Genomic DNA, 18,366 nt, shown 5'->3' on the forward strand with positions numbered 1-18,366 from the left:
CCGTGCAAGACCGGCCGGATCCGGTGAGCGATCCCGTGCGGGTTCAGGTGCGCCGGTGGTAGGGCAGGAACCGCCGCACCAGCCGGGACGGGGTGCGTTCCACCAGGTCCGGGCCGCGCACCGCGTCGAAGGTCGCGCTCAGCTGGTCGACCACGCCGGAGAGCTGGTCACCGTCCGGTAGCGGCACCGAGGCCGGCTCGCGTTGCTCGCGGACGGCCGTGCCCAGCTCGGCCAGCGCGGCCGTGAGCAGCTCGACGTCCGCGGAGGACGGCGGCGCCACGCCCCGGCCCAGGGTCACCCCGACCTCGGTGACCGCGTCCGTCACCCGCTCCAGACCCGTGATCACCGGCCACCACGCCACAGCCTGCCGCCCGGCCGGCGAGGGCTCCACGATCACCTGCTGGAACGCCGTGCGCAGGTCCGAGAGCGCGCGGTAGGCGGACCGGCGGGCGCGCGAACGGGCCAGTCGCGCCTCCCCCGAAGACGCGACCACCAGCGCACAGCGGACGTAGGAGGCGACCGTGTCGAAGCTGTCCGCGAGCCGGCCGCCCACCTGCGGGCGTCGTGAGCCCGGCCAGAGCAGGTAGCCGAGCACGAGCACGATCAGGCAACCCGTGACCGTGTCGGCCAACCGGGCGAAGACCACGGCCCAGCTACCGGTGTGCGCGAGGTCCATCTGCAGGATGATCAACGGCGTCACGAAGGTGCCGAGCATGCCGTAGTTGCGCACCTTCCCCACCGCAGCGCCGCCCGCGAACAGCGCGATCAGCACCACCAGCAGCCAGCCGCGCGCACCGGCCGCGAGCACCACCGCCCCGAGGCCGACGCCCGCCACCGTGCCGAGCCCGCGCAGCACCGCGCGGCCGAAGACCGAGCCGAAGTCCGGCTTCAGGATCACGCCGACGGTCAGGGTGATCCAGTACGTCCGCTCGAACGGCACCACCAGCCCCACCACCTCGGCCACCGCCACGCACACCGTCAGCCGCAGGGCGGCGACCCAGGTCAGCGGACCGGAAATGAGCGAACCCGCCCACTCGCGCACCCGGCGGTACGGCGAAACGGTCTGGCCGCGCTGTCGGTCGTCACCCTTCTCGATGCGCTCGATACCCGCGTACAGGGCCTTCAGCACCGGGTCGGGGTCTTCTTCCTCCGGCGCGGGCGGCGGAGGCGGCAACGGCCGGCTCGCCAGCACCGACGCCGCCGCGCCCGTGAGGTACTCGATGACGTCGCCGGGCGGGCGGCGGCCCGCGTTGACCAGCGCGACCGAGGCTTCCACCGCGGGGGTGGCGGCGGACAGCCGGTTCAGCAACTGCCGGTACGCGGCGTCCCGGCCGGAGAGCCAGGAGCGGGCCGTCAGCAACCGGTCGTACGCCGTGTTCATGGCCGTGGTGAGCTGGTTGCGGGCGGCGCGCGAAGTCGGCTCGTCGGTGGCCGACAGCATGGCGGCGAGCTCGATGTAGACGTGCGCGACGGCCGTGCGCTCGGAGCTGGTGGCGCGCACCGTCCAGGTCACCAGCGCGACCAGCAGGCTCCACCCCGCGCCCGCGCAGAAGTAGCCGAACAGCACCTCGACGCGCAGGCCGGTCGCGTGCTGGCCGGTGCCCAGCACGCAGAAGACGAACATCTGCAGCGCCGCCACCGACGCGTTGCTGCCCGCCGCGCTGATCAGGGCCGAGCCGGCCGCGACCAGCACCACGGCCGGGATCGACCAGCCCGGCGAACCGCCCGTCACCAGTCCGATGAAGTAGCCCGCGGCGGCCGCGAGCGTCGCACCGCCCAGCCTCCGGGCGCGGTAGCGGTACGGGCCGGCAGCCTCGGACAGCACGGCCGGCAGGGCACCGGTCGAGATCAGCGCGCCGACGGCGATGTCCCCCGCCGCGTACGCGACGGCCAGCGGGGTGGCCAGGGCGATCACCGCGCGGACCACCATGTTCCAGGGGACGGGCACCGGTTTCGGGCGCAGGAGCTGGACCAGCCAGTGGGGAGCGGCGAAGTCGGGGCGCGTCACGCCCCCATCTTGACCTACGCTGAACGGAGCGATTAATTATCTTATCGCCAACAAGCTGTCGCTGGAGGTCGTCGATGCCGGGTCGCCGCTATTCGTTCGAGGTCAACCGGGTGAGCCGGGCCACCCCCGCCGCGCTGTTCCGGCTGGAGAGCGACGGCTCGCTGTGGTCGACCTGGGCCCGGCCGCTGATCGCCCGGTCACGCTGGGCCGATCGGGGCGAAGGGGACGCGGGCGGCGTCGGCGCGATCCGCGAGATCGGCCTGGGGCCGGTGCTGGTGCGCGAGCGGACGCTGGAGTACGAACCCGACCGGCGGCACGTCTACACCATGGCGAGCCCCGCGCCGTTCAAGGACTACCGCGCCGAAGTGCTCTTCACCCCGAACGCGGCGGGCGGCACGGACCTGCGCTGGAGCGGCTCGTTCACCGAGGGGGCGCCCGGCACCGGGCCGATCACGAAGGCCGCGCTGGGCGGGTTCATCCGGATGCTTTCGGGACAACTGGTCAAAGCGGCCGAGAACGGGCGGTGACGCGGGTGCGCTGAACCACAGTGGACAACCCGTGGCCAAGCCGGGCGTCTCCCGGATGTGGGCTACGGGAGGGGATCCGGGATGAAGCGGCGTTGTCTGGTTGTGGCGGCGGTGGGGCTTTTGGCGCTGACGGGCTGTTCTTCGCCGGCCGAACAACCGAGTCAGCCGAACCCCGCGCCGGGCGCGGCCCCGGCGACGGCGCCGAAACCCAGCGGCCCCTACCCGTTCGGCACCGTGCAGGCGAAGGCCCCGGCCATCAAGGACGGCAAGGTCGGCCAGGTCCGCCGCATCACCACGGACAAGCCGTACGTGTTCATCACCATGGACGACGGCGCGATCAAGGACCCGTCCGCGCTCGAGGAGATCAAGAACTCCGCCGGGCACCCGGTGCTGTTCCTCAACGAGCGGTACGTCAAGGGGCACGAGGACTACTTCAAGGCCATTTTGGACTCCACCGGCGCGGTGCTCGGCGACCACACGGTCAACCACCCGAACCTCAAGGGCAAGCCGCTCGCCTTCCAGCAGAAGGAGATCTGCGACGACGCCGACGAGCTCAAGGCCGGGCTCGGCACCCGCCCCACCCTCTTCCGCCCGCCGTTCGGCAACTTCGACCAGAACACCCTGCTGGCCGCGGCGAACTGCGGCATGCGCGTGTCGGTGCTCTGGTCCGCCTCGGTGAACGACGGCGTGGTCCAGTTCCAGTCCGGCGACAAGCTCCGCCCCGGCGACATCGTGCTGATGCACTTCCGCAAGACCTTCAAGGAAGACTACGAAGCGTTCCTGGCCCAGGCCAAAAAGGACGGTCTGACCCCGGTGCCGCTGGCCGACTTCCTCGGCTGAGCCACGGCCCGCCGGCTTCGATCGGGATGTGACCCTCCTCGGCCGAATCATCGAGAGGCGGCGGTTCGGCCACAGCGTCGAACCCCTTCAGCCGACCCCGGAGGCTCAGCCCGCGCCGAGGCAGACGAACGGCCGGCGCAGCGGGTCGATGGCGATGGCTTCGGCCAGGGCGAGGGCCGGGGGTGTGCCGGTGGCGAGGCGGCGGTGCAGATCGGCCATGGTGTCGGCGGCGGCGCGATCGCCGACCCGGGCGACGGCGCCGATCACCGTGCGCGAGCCGCGGGCCAGCAGTGTCCCGGCGAAGCCGAGGGCCTCTTCACCAGGGCGGATGTGGCTCATCGCGAGTTCGCAAGCGGCCAGCACCACGCTTTCCGGCGGCCGTTCCAGCCGGGACGTCTCGTGCGCGAACAGCGGGCCGTCCACGAGCTCCAGCCGGGAGAACAGGGCGTTCGCGGGCTCGTGCGCGCCGTGCGCGACCAGGTGGGCCAGGCGGGTTCCGTCGAGGGCGGCGAGCACGGCGTGGCTGGTGGCGCCGGGGCCGTCGACCAGGCGCGCGTCCGGGTAGACCGAGCGCAGTTTGCTCACCTCACCGACCGAACCCGGCACGCCCGGCCCACCGGCCAGCAGCACCGGGCCCTCGGCGGTCCGACGTTTGGCCGCGATCCACGCCGTCGCCGAAGGCGCGATCGACACCGCGCGTCCGCGCAACGAGGGCAGCGCCCCCCACGGCATGGCGTACAACTGTCCGATGGGGACGATCACCAGCTCACGGTCGTCCAGGGTCTTCACCAGTGACGCCGAAATCAGCCGGTCCAGTTTGTCCGCGCGGACGTGGGCGGACGCGCCGACCGCCTCGGCCAGCGGAGGCGGCAGCAGGTCGGGGGCGAGGGCGTCGAGGTCCGCGTGCAGCTGGGTCGCGGTCTCGACGATGTCGGCGAGCGGGCCGAGCTTGAGCAGCCGGAAGGTGCCGCGGTCGACCACCACGGAGTACAACTGGCCGTTGTGGGGCACGAGGCTGACCAGCACGCGTTCGCCGAGGTGCCGCACGACCTCGTCCGGCGTCGCCACCGGGCGCGGGCGGCCCCACTTGCTCGTGTGCCAGCCGAGCCGGCTCGCCTCCTGCTGGAGGTGGGCGTAGCTCTGCTCCAGCGCCTTCACCGGCTCGCCTTCGAGCCGGGCGCGCTGGATCCGGCGCTGGAGGTGGCGCATCTCGGTGATGTTCCGGGCCAGCGCCGGGTCTTCGATCACCGGTAAAGGCTCGTAGCGGTACACCTGCGCGCGGGTTCGCTCCAGCCAGGCGAACATCCGGCGCGCACCCGCCGCGTTGCGCCGCGCGCGCCGCAGCACCAGGCGCATCGCGAGCCGGCCGAGTTCCGCGCCGTGCACGGCGGTGCCGCAGACCAGGTCGAGCCCGCCCATCCGGTCGCGGATCATGCCCAGCTCACGCAGGCCCGCGCGCGCCTGCGCCAGGGCCGAACGCGGCCGGTCCGTGGCCACGGCCAGTTCGGCGCGGCACAGCCGGTGCAGCATCCGGTGGTCGACCGGAGTGGTCGCGCGCGGCTTCGGCACGCGGGCCAGTACGGCCGCCGCCTCGGTGATCTCTTTGCGCCGCAACAACAATCGGACCGCCAGCAGCCGGGCCACGGCGGTCTCGTCCCGCAGGCCGAGGGCGGCCAGCCGCTCGGCCAGCGCCACCAGCTCGCGGGGCAGCCGCGGCGTCGACTTCGCGCCGTCACCGGCGAGGATCTTGTGCACGTCGGCGCGCAGCCGGGCCAGGCCCGCGATCTCGGCCCAGGTCCGGTTGCCCCGGCGCAGGAAGCGGCGACGGGCGGCGGAGGCGAACTGGCGGGCCAGCGCGAAATCGCCTTCGAGCAGCGCGGCGGCCGCTCGGGCGACCTCGGCCTCGGCGATGTACTGGCCGGAACCGTTGTCCCGCAACGCGGGCAGCGCCTCGTCGAGGTGGCGTGCGGCCTCTTCGCCGAGTCCTGCGGTGAGCAGCGCGCGAGCCTGGTCGAGTCGGATCAGCGGCAGCGAGCCGGGTGATTCCGTGGTGAGGATGCGAGCGGCTTCTTCGTAACTGGACAACGCCTGGGGAACGTCGCCGACGAGCTGCGCGTGATCACCCAGGTTCTGCCGGAGCTTGCCTTCGAGCAGGGTGTGCCCGTATTCGACGGCCAGCGCGAGCGCGTGCTCCAGGTCGGTCTGGGCGGCGTCCGGGTTGTTCATCGCCATGTGCACCAGCGCCCGGTTGTTGAGCCCGCGCACCAGGGTGAACCCCTTGTCGTCGAATTCGGCCTCGATGGCCGGCAGCACGGCGTCGTAGACCGCGAGCGATTCCCGGAACCGCCCGGCGCGCATGAGGACGACGCCGCGCTGGATGATGACGATCAGCCGCAGCTCGGCCCGGGTACTGCACTCGGGCAGCCGGAGCCGGGCTGTCTCGGCCGTCTGCAGGTGGGCCAGCCCGGCCTCGGTGGAGGTCACCTCCGCCTCGGCCGCGGCCAGGCTGATGAGCACCCTGGTGTGCAGCTCCAGCAGTTCGGGTTCCGGCTCCGCCACGCGCACGATCGACGACAGGGCCTGCCGGAACAGCCGCACCGCGGCCGTCGGGCGCTGATCGGAAGCGGCCGCGCGCCCGCGCTTGAACAGATCGCTCACCGCGGCGGTCACGCGGTCGAGAACGGGCACTGGCGCGGGCACGCGCTCTATAGGAGCACACCTCCGCCACCCGCGGTTACACCCGTCCGGGTTCCCCGGTTCCTAGAGCACAACGGTCGGGGTCACCACCGTCCGCCGGTGCGGCCCGGTGCCGAGGTGGACCAGGATCTGCGTCGTGCCCTGTGGAACGCCCTCCAGCACGAACCGGCCGCCCGCGTCGGAGGTGGTGGCGAACGTGCCCTGCTCGGCCACGCGTACCTCCACCTCGTACTCGCCGGCGGGCACCAGCCAGCCGTCGATCCGGTGGGCCCGGCCGATCCTGGTCAGGTTGATCATCACCGTCAGATCGCTGACGGTGAAAGTGATCGTGCCCGTGGTCGTGCTGCGGACCCCGGCCAGTTCGTCGAGCCGCTCCCAGCGCGCGACCTCGACGTCGAGGTTCTCCAGTTCCAGCGCGAACTGGACCCGCTGCACCAGCTCGTCCGGTGGCGGGTCCAGCTCATCGAGGAAGCGGCCGAGGTCCGCGAGCAGAGTTTCGTCGTCCGGCATCGCTCTGCCGCCTCCCGGCGTGCCGATGTCGCTCATCGGCCACCCCCTTCTCCTGCGAGGAGGTCGCGCATCGAGTCGAGGCAACGACCCCTGGTGGGTCCGACGCTGCCACGTGGCATGCGCATGGCTTCGGCGACCGCGCGGTACTCGGCGCGCCCGGACAGCACAGTCAGCCGGAGCAACTCCTGGCAGCGGGTCGGCAGCCGCAGGAAGGCGCGCCAGACCCGGCGATCCCGGTCGGCGCGAACCGCTTCGTCCTCGGGCGCGGGCTGGGTGCTGGGCAGGTTCTCGGCCACCTCGTCGCTCAGCGGCACCGGCTGGATCCGGCGGCCGAACGGATGGGTCGCCTCGCGCCGGGTGGTGGTGATCAGCCACGCGGCCAGCGCGCGCGGGTCCCGCAGCTTGTCCAGCTGGCTGAACAGCGCGAGCCACACGGTCTGCACGACGTCTTCGGCGACCTGGCGATCGAGCCCGTTCGCGCGCGCGACGTGCCAGACGAGCGGCGTCAGCTCGTCAACGAGTTTCGCCATGGCCTGCCGGTCACCGGCCCGCGCTGCCTGCATGCAGGCAGCGTGCAGCTCAGCGCCGGTCAGTCCTTCCCATGGCGGGTCTACCTCGGTGGTTTGCACGTCGGTCACCGTATCTGTCTGGCGGCGGAAGTCTCTTGACGTCATCGTCGGTGTTGCCGGTCCTTCGGGGGGAAGGAGCGGGCAGATCGCGCTGGGATACATCTGATCGCTAACTCGTGAGGGTCGATCCCCGGTCGTCGGCCCGGGCTGGTGGTTGCTGGTCACTCACTGGTGCCGATCGGTTCCTGGTCACCGGCTTCGTTCTCGGACGGTTCGCGGCTGCTCACCCGGAGTGCGCGGCTGCTCGCCCAGGGTTCGCGGTGGGGTACTTGGGGCTCGGGGCCGCTTACCGGGCTCACAGCTCGTTACCCGGCTGCTCTACCGGCCTCACAGTCAGTTACCAGGCTGCTTTCCGGGTTCACAGCCCATCATCCGACCGCTTTCCGGGTTCACAACCCATCATCCTGCTGTTTTCCGGGTACACAGCCCGTCGTCCGGCTGTTTCACCGGGTCGTCGGCTGGTCGCCCGGGCCGTCCGCCCGGACTCGCAACCACCTTCGCGGTGTCACCGCCGCTTTCCAGGTTCGCACCGGCTGTCCGAATCGGCGGAGGATCCCTGTCTGGTAGTCCCTGCTCGGTAGTCCCTGCTCGGTAGTCCCTGCCTAGCAGTCACGGCCTGGTAGTCCCCCCTGCTAGTCACTGCCTGGCCACGTCCGGTTCCTGACCTCCCGCTGTGCCGTCCGGCTCGCGGCCGCTGCCTCGTGCCGGATGGTCCGGGGTGCCTTACCCGGTTCGGATGGTTCCTCGTCCCCGGCCCCGCACCGGCCGATGCGCGATCGTCGCCCCGGCCGATCGGATCGGCGCGTTTTCACCGGCCGGCGCGTTTTCACCGGCCGGCGCGGGCGAGCCCGCGCCGGCCGATTTCCCCTCCCACTACTCGGAGCCCGCCCCCGCAGGCCCCGCCGGATGGGCTCCTCCCCGAGTCCCATCCGGCCGACGGCGTCCGGCAGCCCCCTCGGCTCCCGGTCACCGCCCGTCTCCACCCCTAGCCGACCTTGACCGGCTCGTCGAACGGCTCGTGGTTGCCGTCCGGACTGGTGCCCGTCCCCTCAGGCTGGTGCGGTGCCGTGCCCGTGCTCACCGGCGGAACCGTGGTGATCGGCTTGATTTCCTCGTTCGACTCCTTAGGCATCGTGCCCTCCCCTTTTTCTCGACTACTCCATAAGACGCATTGGGAGTGCGCTCGGATACACGGAGAGGAGTTTTTTCTCTGAGATTTTCGAAATCGCTGGTCAGATGGGTGGCGCCGTCCTACGGATGCCGACGATCTGTGACGGAAAGTAAACGCTCCGCAACCTCGGCCAGCGCTCCGGCCCAGCTCCGGTAACCCGCCGGCCCGGGGTGGAACCGGTCAACGGCGAAGGTCCCCTCGTCCAGCAGCGCCGGGTCCATGCGAGCGTGGTCGACCGCGGGCAGCCCGATCAGCTCGGCCGCCGCGCGATCCAGGGCGCCCGATCGAGCAGCGAGCAGGTCTCGCAGCGGCCGAGGCAAGGCGGGGAATCGGGCCATCGGCGGAACCCCGGCCACGAGCACGGGCACAGCCGGCCCGACCCGCCGCCGCGCCGCGACGACGACACCCAGCAGATCCCGCCGGAACCGGGCGGCGGAGTGCAGCTCGAGGGTGTCGTTGACGCCGAGGACGATCACGAGCAGGTCGGCGGGTTTCAGCTTCGGGACGAGGTCGCGCCGGACCACTCGTGCGTTCGCGCCCGTGCGCCCGACTGCCTGCCACTGGACTCGGCGACCGAGCCGCTCGGCCAGCTGCCGGGCGAGCTGACCGGTGAGGGCCTCTTCGTGGGTTGCCGCTCCGACTCCGTCCACGGTGGACTCGCCCAGCACGGCCAGCCGAAGAACGGCGCCATGACCGACGACACCCTCGACGGGACCGGCGGCTGCGGGCAGCTGAGGTGTGCTGCGCCGGACCCGCACTGCTTGCACCACCAGCAGCGGCGCGACCAGGAGAAACGGAAGGAGAGCCATGTCTTCGACCCTAGCCGCGGACGGGTCGGGCCCCGGCCGCTCAGCCGGGGTTGTCCACAGGAAGGGTCAGATGTGGACAACTACCTCGGATGCGGTCCTTTTCGAGCCGGTGGCGGGGGCAGACGAGGAAGAATTCTCGGTGTACGACGGGGAAGGTTGGCAGGCGGGGGCGGGGCGGGCCCGAAGGGGACGGAAGGCAACTCGGGGCCGGCGCCGGGTGAGCTGAGGTGACGCCAGGAGAAGACGGGGCGTGGCCGGAGGCGGCGGGCTGACACTGGTGGGGCGAGCCGAGTCCAAGGGGCAGCGCGAAGGTCGTACAGCAAGCTCGGGTGCCAAAAGTGGGCGAAAGCGCGAAGAGCGAGTGCGAGCGATTGAAGCGAGAGCGAGTGCGAGCAATCGGAGCGAGCACAGAGCCCGGGCACCAGGATCGGGCGGCGAGAGCGGGCACCCGGCCCGGAAACCAGGCTCAGGCGCAAAGCTCAACCCCTACTTAGCCTTCTGGCGTTCCGCGTGCCAGCGGTCGTAAAGGCTGGTGATTTCCTTCAGGGCGAACGAAAGGAAGTCCTGCATCTCCGTCAGCCGCTGTCCCGCCGGGGTGTCTGCGCCGAGGGCGTCGATGCCCTCCTCCGCGGCGTCGCGCCACATCAGGAGGAAGCGGTCTCGCTTCAGGAAAGTCGCGTACCAGAGGTCGTCGTAGAGGCGGTAGTGGTCGCGGCGTTCGCCGGGTTCGCGGACCTTCGTGACCAGGCCGACCTGCTCCAGGTAGCGGACCGCGCCGGAGACGGCGGCCGGGCTCACCGATAGCCGGGCGGCCAGTTCCGCAGCGGTCAGCTGGCCCTCGTCGGTGGTCATCAGGGCCGCGAAGACGCGGGCGGCCATGCGTTGCATGCCGATCTGGGACAGGACCAGGCCCAGGCTCTCGACGTACCGACGGACGGCGTCCTCGTCCCGCTTCGGCTCAGGCGTTGGCATCAGGCCATCCTCTCGCATCACCCCCAGCCAGATCAGTGTATCCACACATTTTCTTATCTTCACAACTTCGTGAAACCAGCGTAGCTTCCGACGCATGGGAAACGCCATCTCCATCACCGGCCTGCGCAAGGCGTTCGGCCGGACGCAGGCCCTCGACGGCCTCGATCTCCAGGTTCGGGTGGGGGAAGTACACGGTTTCCTCGGCCCGAACGGCGCCGGGAAGTCCACCACCGTCCGCGTCCTGCTCGGGCTGCTGCGCGCCGACGCCGGCGAGGTCGAACTGCTCGACGGCGACCCGTGGCGGGACGCCGCGAGCCTGCACCGGCGGCTGGCCTACGTGCCCGGCGACGTCAGCCTCTGGCCCAACCTCTCCGGTGGTGAGGTGATCGACCTGCTCGGCCGGCTGCGCGGCGGGCTCGACCGGCGCCGCCGCACCGAACTCGTCGAACGGTTCGACCTCGACCCGCGCAAGAAGGGCCGCACCTACTCGAAGGGCAACCGGCAGAAGGTCGCCATCGTCGCCGCGCTGGCGTCCCGTGTGGACCTGCTGCTGCTCGACGAGCCGACCTCGGGCCTCGACCCGCTGATGGAGACCACCTTCCAGGAGGCCATCCAGGAGGAGCGCGCGCAGGGCCGCACCGTGCTGCTCTCCAGCCACATCCTCGCCGAGGTCGAAGCCCTGTGCGACCAGGTGAGCATCATTCGCAACGGCCGCACGGTCGAGTCCGGCACGCTCGCCGAACTGCGCCACCTCACCCGCACGTCCATCACCGCCGAACTGGCCGGCCCGCCGAACGGGCTGGCCGGGCTGCCCGACGTGCACGACCTCGTGGTGGAGGGCCACCGCGTCCACTTCGGCGTCGAAACCCGCTCGCTGGACGACGCGCTGCGCCGGCTCACGCTGGTCGGCGTGCGCAGCCTGGTGAGTCAGCCGCCGACGCTCGAAGAGCTCTTCCTCCGCCACTACACCGAAAAGGCCGGGAAGTGACCGCCACGCTCAGCCGCCCGGCGCCAGCCGGAGCGCGCGTCCATTCGCTGGTGGGCACCCGGTCCCTCATCCGCCTGGCGCTGCGGCGTGACCGCGTGATCCTGCCGATCTGGATCGTCCTGCTCAGCATCGTGCCCGCGAGCACCGTCAGCACGTACGCGCAGTTCTACCCGAGCGCCGCGAGCCGGGCCGCGCTCGCCGCCGGCGCCATCGCGAACCCGTCGTTCTCACTGCTCTACGGCCCGGCGTTCGACCTCGGCACGGCGGGCGGGTTCATCGCCTGGCGGATGGGCGGGTTCCTCGCGCTGGCCATCGGCCTGATGGCCGTGTTCACGGTCACCCGGCACACCCGGGCGGAGGAGGACTCCGGCCGCGCCGAACTACTGGCGTCCACTGTGGTCGGTCGCTACGCGGCGCTGACCTCGGCGGTCACCGTCTCGGCCGGGGCGAGCCTGCTGATCGGGGTGATCCAGGTGGTCACGCTGATCGGCGCGAAACAGCCAGCCTCGGGCGCGCTGGCCTTCGGCGTCGGCACTGCCTCGGCGGGTCTGGTCTTCACGGCCGTCGCCGCCGTCGCCGTACAGCTGGCCGCCTACTCGCGCACCGCCAACGGCATCGGAACCGCCGTGGTCGGCGTCGCCTTCCTGCTGCGCGGGGCGGGCGACTCTTCCTCCGGCGCGCACTGGCTCTCCTGGCTGTCGCCGCTCGGCTGGGCGCAGCAGCTACGTCCGTTCGCGGGAGAGCGCTGGTGGGTGCTCGTGCTGCCCGTCGTGGCGACGCTCCTGGTCGGCGCCGTGGGGTACGCCCTGCTGCCACGCCGGGACTTCGGCATCGGCTTGATCCCCCCGCGCCCCGGACCGGCCGAAGCCGCGCCGTCTCTGCGCTCACCCTTCGCGCTGGCCTGGCGACTTCAGCGTGGTCCGCTGCTGGGCTGGGTGATCGGGCTCGCCGTCGGCGGCGCTGTGTTCGGTTCGATCGCCAGCGGCATCGGCGGGCTGGTCGGAAAAACCGAGCAGACCCAGCAGATCTTCGAACGCCTCGGCGGCACCAACGCGATCGTCGATGCCTTCCTCAGCACCATGGTCGGGCTGTTCGCGATGCTGACTTCGCTCTACGGCGTCCAGGCGACGCTGCGGATGCGCACCGAGGAGACGGCGCTCCGGCTGGACCCGCTGCTCGCGACGCGGGTCGGCCGGCTGCGCTGGGCCGCCGGCCACCTGGTCTTCGCCTACCTCGGCACCGCGCTGCTGGTCCTGGTCGGCGGCGTGCTGCTCGGCCTGACGAACGGTCTGCGCTCCGGTGACGTCGGCGGCTCGGTCGGTCGCCTGCTGGAGTCCGTGCTGGTCCAGGTGCCGGCCGCGTGGGTGGTGATCGGGGTGTCGACGCTGATGTTCGGCCTGCTCCCGAAGTTCAGCGGGGCGGCCTGGGCCGTGGGCGGCCTGGCGCTGGTGATCAGCCTGTTCGGGCCGGTGGTGAACGCGCCGCAGGCGGTACTGGACGTCTCGCCGTTCCAGCACCCGCCGAAGCTGCCGGGTCAGGAGTTCACGGCGACGCCGCTGGTGTGGCTGCTCGTCGTCGTCGCCGCCACGTTGGCCGCGGGACTGATCGGCTGGCGGCGCCGCGACGTCGGTTGAACCGTCACCACCGCACGGACACGGCACCGGGCGGGAAGGCCGAGGACGGGCCGGACGAGGTGGGCGGGCCGGAGACCGGGGCGGGCGGCGGGGTGACCAGGACCGTCGCCGTGGTGGTGCTCGGCGGGTCCGGCGGTAGTTGCGTGGTGACCGTGACCGGTGGCGGCGGGGAGCCGGTCACGGTCATCGTCACGGGTTGAGCGGGTGGCGAAGTGAACGTCGCCGGGTTCGAAGACCCGGACGAATGCGGAGTGTTACCCGCGACGAGCAGCGCAGCGACCAGCAGACCCAAAGCGAACCCGCCCAGGCCGGTCACGACCACCGAGGCCCAGGTCGGAACCGTCTTGGACACGGGACACCTCCCTCGCCAAGCCGAAGCTCAGGTACGAGGACTAGTCGCGTTGATCTTATGCTCCGTTACCGACAGTGCAAGTTGCGTTTAGTGTACGCAAGTTTGTTTCCCAAGCAATGTCAGCTCTGTCAGAGTGCCGGGGTGGCTGAACCGGGGGTGGCCGCCAACGGCGGTGTGTTGCGGGTTTCCGACTTCCGGCGGCTCTGGCTAGCCGACGGGCTGAGCCAGGTCGGCAGCCGGATCGACTTCCTCGCGATCCCGCTGCTCGCAGCGACGACGCTGTCCGCGTCGGTGCTGGAGGTATCGCTGCTGCGCACGTTCTCGACGCTGCCGTACCTGGTGCTGGGCCTGCAGATCGGCGCCTGGTGCGACCGGATGCGCCACCGGCCGGTGCTCATCGCCGCCGACCTCGGCCGCGCCGCGCTGTTCGGCTCGATCCCGGTCGCCGCGGTGTGCGGGGTGCTGACGCTCGGGCAGGTGTACGCCGTGGTCCTGCTGGCCGGCGTCCTGACGGTGTTCTTCAGCGTGGCCCACCAGACCTACGGGCCCCACCTGGTCGAACCCGGCCGGCTCCCGGAGGCGAACGGGCTCCTGCAGACGAACACCTCCGTTGCCGCCGTGGCCGGGCCCGGCATCGGCGGCGCGGTGGTGCAGTTCGCCGGCAGCGCGGGCGCGATGGCCGTCGATGCCCTGTCCTACCTGTGGTCCGCGCTGTGGCTGAGCCGGGTCCGGACGCCCGACGCCCGCCCGGAGCCGGCTGAACGCCACCTGCTCCGCGAGATCGCCGAAGACCTGAAAGCCGTCGCGGGCAACCGGATCCTGCTCGCGATCACCGTGCACGGCGCCGTCACCAGCCTGTTCCAGTCCATGCAGATGGCGATCAGCGTGGTGTTCCTCAACCGCGAGATCGGTCTCTCTCCCGGGGTGATCGGCCTGCTCAGCAGCGCCATGCTGACCGGCGCGATCCTGGCCGGCTTCACCGCGCGCCGGTTCGGCGACCGGTTCGGCAGCGCCCGGGTGCTGTGCGCGTCCGCGCTGCTCTACGGCGGTTCGCTCCCGCTCTCCGGGCTGACCAGCCCGGGCTGGGGACTGCTCTGGTACTTCGCCGGCGGATTCGGAGCCGGATTCGGGATCACCATGAACGTGTTCTGCGTGAGCTTCCAGCAGGCCGTCATCCCGCGACGGCTGCTCGGCCGGGTCGGCGCGGTCTCGCAGACGGTGCTCTTCGGTGCCGCGCCGCTCGGCAGCCTGCTCGGTGGGCTGGTCGCCGAAGTCGCGGGCATGCGCGCCACGCTGCTGGCGGCCGGGGCCGGCGCGCTGGCGGCGTCGGCGATCCTGCTGGCGTCACCGCTGCGCAAGCACCGCGGCCTGCCGGTTCAGCCGTAGCGCAGCCCGTCCACCAGCACTCCGATCAGGTGCCCGCGGCCCGGTGAGCACCGCTCGACCGCCAGCGCGCCGACGATCAGCGCCCGCAGGTCCTCGCCGTCGATGTCCTGGCGGACGGCGCCGACGGCCTGGGCCCGCTCCAGCAGCGCGGCCAGGTTCATGCGGAACTCGGAGCCCGCCTCGGCCTTGTACGCCGAGCCGCTGGTCTCGCCGAGCGCTTCGCAGATCGCGCGGTTGAGCGAGGCCTGCTCGATCACTCGGGTGAAGTAGTCGAAGAACACCTCGCCCGGGTTCTCGGCGTCGACGAGTTCACGCGCCTCGACCGCGAACTGTTCCAGCCGCTCCACCACCACGGCCTGGAACAGCGCCTCCTTGCTGGGGAAGTGCCGGTAGACGGTGCCCGCGCCAACCCCCGCGAGACGGGCGATGTCGTCGAGCGGGACGGACAGCCCGTCGGCCGCGAAGGCCTTCTCGGCGGCGGCCAGCACCCGGGCCCGGTTCCGGCGCGCGTCGGCGCGCAGCACTGGCTTGGTCACGGGTTTTCTCCTCGATCGGCCGGACGAGCGAAACGCGCACTCCGCACTCACGGAAGCGGGTGCACCGTTCCGACTCAACTTCATTCTCGCCCGGAGAAGTCCTGACGCCGCCGACCGTGTCCGAAATCTCGCCGCCCGTCGGCCGAGGCCCGGCTCACACCGATGGTGCCGACGGTCCGGGTGAAGCCCCTCACCGGGTAGCGGACTGCGAAGCCGGTGGCGTGAACAACCGCTGCGCGGTGGAAGTGGCCCAAGGCCAAACCCCCGGGATCAGCAACACCCCCACCACCACGAACACCGGGAACACCAGACGCCTCTCGACCTTCTTGCCGGTGCGGATGCGCAGGGGTTTCGGGGGGCCGATTTCGTACCAGGTTTCTCCCGCGATCGGCAGGGGGAACAGGAACGGGCAGCCCGATTCGGTGAGCGAGTCACCCAGGCAGTGGACGAAACAGCCGACAGCGACGGCGAAACCCAGCCAGCCGGAGATCTGGTCCAGTTGAGCGGCGTGGTCCGGGGGCGCGGTGAAGTACCACCAGGCCACGGCCGCGCCGCTCAGCGGGAACAGCCAGTCGCCCAGTGCGCCCTCGGCCAGCAGGAGCCCGAAGACCACCACACCGAACACCGCCCAGGGGCCGCCGGCCGCGGTGCCCACCGCCGTCGCGGCACCGAGGGCCGCGGCGAACAGCACGGTGTGGGAGAGATGGCGGTGCCGGCCCGTCACCTTTTCGTCGCGGGGGCCCTTGGTCAGCGCGTACACCACCGAAGAGACGTGACGCAGGAGCCAGGACAGCGCGCCGGTCAGCCAGCCGAAGATGCGTGACGCGCTGGCGCCGGGATGGTCGAGGTCCGGCAGCAGGGCGAAGCCGGCCGTGGTGGCCCCGAAGACCACCGCTTGGTGCAGCGAAGCCGCTCCGACGGCGGGCGCGAGCGCCAGGCCCGCGCACCAGCCGGTCAGGGCGTGCGTGCGCCCCATCATCTTGCGTGTCCCCCCGGTCGGCAGCGGAATTCAGGTCCGCGCAAGGTGTACCGGGGATCAGGCGGGAGGCTCTTGCGACACGCTCAGGTGCTCGGCCACTCCGGTGAGCTCGATGACCCGGCTCACCGCGGAGCTGGGCACCAGCGCCAGTTCGACTTCCTGCTCGCGCGCCTGCCGCTGAGCGTGCAGGACCACGTTCAGTGCTGAAGAATCGAAGAACGTGACCCCGGTCAGATCGGCCACCACGCGCGGCGAGACCTTCTCCGAGATCAACCCGGTCAGTGCTTCCTGCAGCTGAGGGCTGGTGAGCAGGTCGAGCTCACCGGTGACCACCACCCTGGGTTCGGCGGCCCTGGTGTCCAGCTCGATGCCGAACCCGGGCGGGGTGGCGTTCTGGTCGGCTGCGGGCATGCAGTTTCTCCTCGTCAGGCGCTGCTGCTGCGCCGGTACGCGCCTGTGGTCTCAAGCGGCAACCGTGTCACGGTTCCAGGCATCTGGAACCACAACCCTAACCCAGGGGGGAGCAGTACCCGCGACGGCCGTCTGGACTCCCGGGAACCGTCACGCGCAGACCCGGCACCCAGCCTCGAGGGTGGTGACGCACGTTCGCCCGCGTGCCGACCTCGACACGCGGGACACCAGCATTAAGGGCACTAGAGCGCGGGGACGATCTTGCGCTTCGCGCGGCGTTCCCGCAGGAACAGCTCACGACGCTCGATCTCGCCCAGCCCGCCCCAAATGCCGTAGGGCTCCTGGACGGTCATCGCGTGCCGCCGACACTGGGCCAGCACCGGGCACGTCTGACAGATCGCCTTCGCGCGCGCTTCACGACGCTCGCGTGCGGATCCGCGCTCGTTGTCGGTGTGGAAGAAGAGACTGCTGTCCGCGCCGCGGCAGGAGCCCTGCAGCTGCCACTCCCACTCCTCGGACACCACATTCGGCAGCCGGCTCACGTCAGCCATCTCGTCCCCACCTTCCCCGGGATCTGCTTCTCCGCTCGGTACATGCCCGCCGGTTGCACGAACCAAACCCGGGTTTGGTTTGCTCACCCCCCGGGCACCTCGTGGACCGGGCAAGCGCAGGACACGGCCGTGAGCCGGAGAGAGGACAGCACGTGGAGGACAACGCCCCGCTCGATCGGGAAGACGCCCAGCTCATCGAGGTCCGGACGGCGGCGATTCCGCACGTGGTGCCCACTCTGCGCACCATCGTGGCCGACATCGCGATGCGTCAGGACTTCGACCTGGACGCGGTCGAGGACCTGCGGATGGCGGTGGACGAGGCGTGTTCGATGCTGCTCCCCTCAGCCGCTGACGGCAAGCTGACCTGCGTGTTCTCCTGGATCGAGGGCCGGATCGAAGTCACCGTCTCGGTGCTGTCCGACGCCCGGGAGCACGCGGACGAGACCGGTCTGTCCTGGCAGCTGCTCACCGCCCTGGCCACCTCCGCCCGTCGCACCGTGACCCCGGTCGACGGGGGGTACCTCTCCCGAGTGCAGCTCGTGCGGGAGAGCGAGGCGGCCCGCTCGTGAAGAACCCCGCCGAAGGCGACGGGTCCACCGACGTGGCGTCGCTGTTCGACGAGCTGGCCGGATTGCCGGCCGGCTCGCCGCGCCGTGAGGCGATCCGGGACCGGCTCGTGCGCGAGCACCTGGAGCTGGCGCGCAACCTGGCCCGGAAGTTCCGCAACCGCGACGAGGCGATGGACGACCTCGTGCAGATCGCGACGGTCGGGCTGATCCACGCCGTCGACCGGTACGACCCCTCGCAGGGGACCGACTTCCTGGCTTTCGCCGTGCCGACCATCTCCGGCGAGCTGCGCCACCACTTCCGCGACAACAGCTGGTCGGTGCGGGTGCCGCGGCGGCTCAAGGAGCTGAACGCGAACATCTCCGCCGCTCGCGAGGAGCTGACCGTGCGGCTCTCGCGCGCGCCGCGCCCGAGTGAGATCGCGCACCACCTGGGCGTGCCGATGGAGGACGTCTACGAAGGTCTGCGCGCCGGGCAAGGCCGCTACGGCGCGTCGCTGGACAACCTGCTGGAGAACTCGGCCCACACCCGCTTCGGCGCGCCGGATTCGAACCTGGGGCAGGCGGAGCTGCGGGAGGCCCTACGGCCCATGCTGGACAGCCTGCCGGAGCGGGAGCGCAAGATCGTCGCGCTGCGCTTCGGCTCGGGGATGAGCCAGTCGGACATCGCCCGCCGCGTCGGGGTTTCGCAGATGCAGGTCTCCCGTCTGCTGGCGTCGACCCTGAAGAAGCTGCGTACCGGGCTGGTGGAAACCGACCTCAACGAGGGGATCTGATTCGCTGACCACCCAGTGGGGTAG

The 18,366-nt window shown here is 71.2% G+C and carries 19 protein-coding genes; 7 read left to right on the plus strand and 12 right to left on the minus strand.

The window, feature by feature from the left end; genetic code table 11:
* Window positions 1–43: 43 nt before the first annotated feature.
* A complete protein-coding gene (locus NYF13_RS04540; protein ID WP_315654349.1) occupies window positions 44–2,008 on the minus strand; it encodes an FUSC family protein in 1,965 nt (654 codons plus the stop codon).
* Window positions 2,009–2,082: 74 nt separating this feature from the next.
* On the opposite strand from NYF13_RS04540, the gene NYF13_RS04545 reads away from it, so the two are divergent.
* Both NYF13_RS04545 and NYF13_RS04550 read left to right on the plus strand, forming a co-directional pair.
* The gene (locus tag NYF13_RS04545) at window positions 2,083–2,535 is read left to right on the plus strand and encodes an SRPBCC family protein (RefSeq protein WP_315654350.1); all 453 of its coding nucleotides are present in this window, start codon (window positions 2,083–2,085) and stop codon (window positions 2,533–2,535) included.
* Window positions 2,536–2,616: 81 nt separating this feature from the next.
* Entirely contained in the window at window positions 2,617–3,375 is a 759-nt protein-coding gene (locus NYF13_RS04550) for a polysaccharide deacetylase family protein (RefSeq protein WP_315654351.1), read from the plus strand.
* A gap of 105 nt (window positions 3,376–3,480) precedes the next feature.
* Here the strand turns inward: NYF13_RS04550 and NYF13_RS04555 are convergent, their stop codons facing one another.
* From NYF13_RS04555 to NYF13_RS04580, 6 genes are all read right to left on the minus strand, one after another.
* Window positions 3,481–6,075 carry a CHAT domain-containing protein gene (locus NYF13_RS04555; RefSeq protein ID WP_315654352.1) on the minus strand — a complete coding sequence of 865 codons (2,595 nt, stop codon included), beginning with the start codon at window positions 6,073–6,075 and terminating at the stop codon, window positions 3,481–3,483.
* A gap of 60 nt (window positions 6,076–6,135) precedes the next feature.
* Window positions 6,136–6,618, minus strand: coding sequence for a carboxypeptidase regulatory-like domain-containing protein (locus NYF13_RS04560; RefSeq protein ID WP_315654353.1), 483 nt, complete (start codon window positions 6,616–6,618; stop codon window positions 6,136–6,138).
* Window positions 6,615–7,220: a sigma-70 family RNA polymerase sigma factor gene (locus NYF13_RS04565; protein WP_315654355.1), complete on the minus strand. Its 606-nt coding sequence runs from the start codon at window positions 7,218–7,220 to the stop codon at window positions 6,615–6,617. The genes NYF13_RS04560 and NYF13_RS04565 overlap by 4 nt, the downstream gene beginning before the upstream one ends.
* 976 nt (window positions 7,221–8,196) lie before the next feature.
* A complete protein-coding gene (locus NYF13_RS04570) occupies window positions 8,197–8,343 on the minus strand; it encodes a hypothetical protein (RefSeq protein ID WP_315654356.1) in 147 nt (48 codons plus the stop codon).
* 119 nt (window positions 8,344–8,462) lie between these two features.
* The gene (locus NYF13_RS04575) at window positions 8,463–9,191 is read right to left on the minus strand and encodes an SGNH/GDSL hydrolase family protein (protein WP_315654357.1); all 729 of its coding nucleotides are present in this window, start codon (window positions 9,189–9,191) and stop codon (window positions 8,463–8,465) included.
* Window positions 9,192–9,677: 486 nt separating this feature from the next.
* Complete coding sequence (locus NYF13_RS04580) at window positions 9,678–10,163, minus strand: MarR family transcriptional regulator (protein WP_315654358.1); 486 nt, start codon at window positions 10,161–10,163, stop codon at window positions 9,678–9,680.
* A 94-nt stretch (window positions 10,164–10,257) separates the two neighbouring features.
* Here NYF13_RS04580 and NYF13_RS04585 point away from each other — a divergent pair, with 94 nt between their 5' ends.
* Window positions 10,258–11,151, plus strand: coding sequence for an ABC transporter ATP-binding protein (locus NYF13_RS04585; RefSeq protein ID WP_315654360.1), 894 nt, complete (start codon window positions 10,258–10,260; stop codon window positions 11,149–11,151).
* Window positions 11,148–12,785, plus strand: a complete 1,638-nt coding sequence (locus NYF13_RS04590; protein WP_315654361.1) for an ABC transporter permease — start codon at window positions 11,148–11,150, stop codon at window positions 12,783–12,785. The genes NYF13_RS04585 and NYF13_RS04590 overlap by 4 nt, the downstream gene beginning before the upstream one ends.
* Window positions 12,786–12,789: 4 nt before the next feature.
* Here the strand turns inward: NYF13_RS04590 and NYF13_RS04595 are convergent, their stop codons facing one another.
* Entirely contained in the window at window positions 12,790–13,137 is a 348-nt protein-coding gene (locus NYF13_RS04595; RefSeq protein WP_315654363.1) for a hypothetical protein, read from the minus strand.
* A gap of 141 nt (window positions 13,138–13,278) precedes the next feature.
* Here NYF13_RS04595 and NYF13_RS04600 point away from each other — a divergent pair, with 141 nt between their 5' ends.
* Complete coding sequence (locus tag NYF13_RS04600; RefSeq protein WP_315654364.1) at window positions 13,279–14,523, plus strand: MFS transporter; 1,245 nt, start codon at window positions 13,279–13,281, stop codon at window positions 14,521–14,523.
* Here NYF13_RS04600 and NYF13_RS04605 read toward each other — a convergent pair.
* The 4 genes from NYF13_RS04605 to NYF13_RS04620 all read right to left on the minus strand — a co-directional run bounded on the left by NYF13_RS04605 (window position 14,514) and on the right by NYF13_RS04620 (window position 17,000).
* Window positions 14,514–15,059 (minus strand): TetR/AcrR family transcriptional regulator, encoded by a 546-nt coding sequence (locus NYF13_RS04605; protein WP_315654365.1) that lies wholly within the window; start codon window positions 15,057–15,059, stop codon window positions 14,514–14,516. The genes NYF13_RS04600 and NYF13_RS04605 overlap by 10 nt on opposite strands.
* A 190-nt stretch (window positions 15,060–15,249) precedes the next feature.
* The gene (locus NYF13_RS04610) at window positions 15,250–16,035 is read right to left on the minus strand and encodes a metal-dependent hydrolase (RefSeq protein WP_315657196.1); all 786 of its coding nucleotides are present in this window, start codon (window positions 16,033–16,035) and stop codon (window positions 15,250–15,252) included.
* Window positions 16,036–16,095: 60 nt separating this feature from the next.
* Window positions 16,096–16,449 carry an STAS domain-containing protein gene (locus NYF13_RS04615; protein ID WP_315654366.1) on the minus strand — a complete coding sequence of 118 codons (354 nt, stop codon included), beginning with the start codon at window positions 16,447–16,449 and terminating at the stop codon, window positions 16,096–16,098.
* A 242-nt stretch (window positions 16,450–16,691) separates the two neighbouring features.
* Complete coding sequence (locus tag NYF13_RS04620; protein WP_315654368.1) at window positions 16,692–17,000, minus strand: WhiB family transcriptional regulator; 309 nt, start codon at window positions 16,998–17,000, stop codon at window positions 16,692–16,694.
* Between the two features lie 152 nt (window positions 17,001–17,152).
* On the opposite strand from NYF13_RS04620, the gene NYF13_RS04625 reads away from it, so the two are divergent.
* Together NYF13_RS04625 and NYF13_RS04630 are read left to right on the plus strand one after the other, a co-directional pair.
* Window positions 17,153–17,569 carry an anti-sigma factor gene (locus NYF13_RS04625; protein WP_315654369.1) on the plus strand — a complete coding sequence of 139 codons (417 nt, stop codon included), beginning with the start codon at window positions 17,153–17,155 and terminating at the stop codon, window positions 17,567–17,569.
* Window positions 17,566–18,342: a SigB/SigF/SigG family RNA polymerase sigma factor gene (locus NYF13_RS04630; protein WP_315654370.1), complete on the plus strand. Its 777-nt coding sequence runs from the start codon at window positions 17,566–17,568 to the stop codon at window positions 18,340–18,342. The genes NYF13_RS04625 and NYF13_RS04630 overlap by 4 nt, the downstream gene beginning before the upstream one ends.
* Window positions 18,343–18,366 lie beyond the last annotated feature (24 nt).

The sequence above is a fragment of the Amycolatopsis sp. PS_44_ISF1 genome (assembly GCF_032335455.1).
In the GTDB taxonomy this organism is placed as follows: domain Bacteria; phylum Actinomycetota; class Actinomycetes; order Mycobacteriales; family Pseudonocardiaceae; genus Amycolatopsis.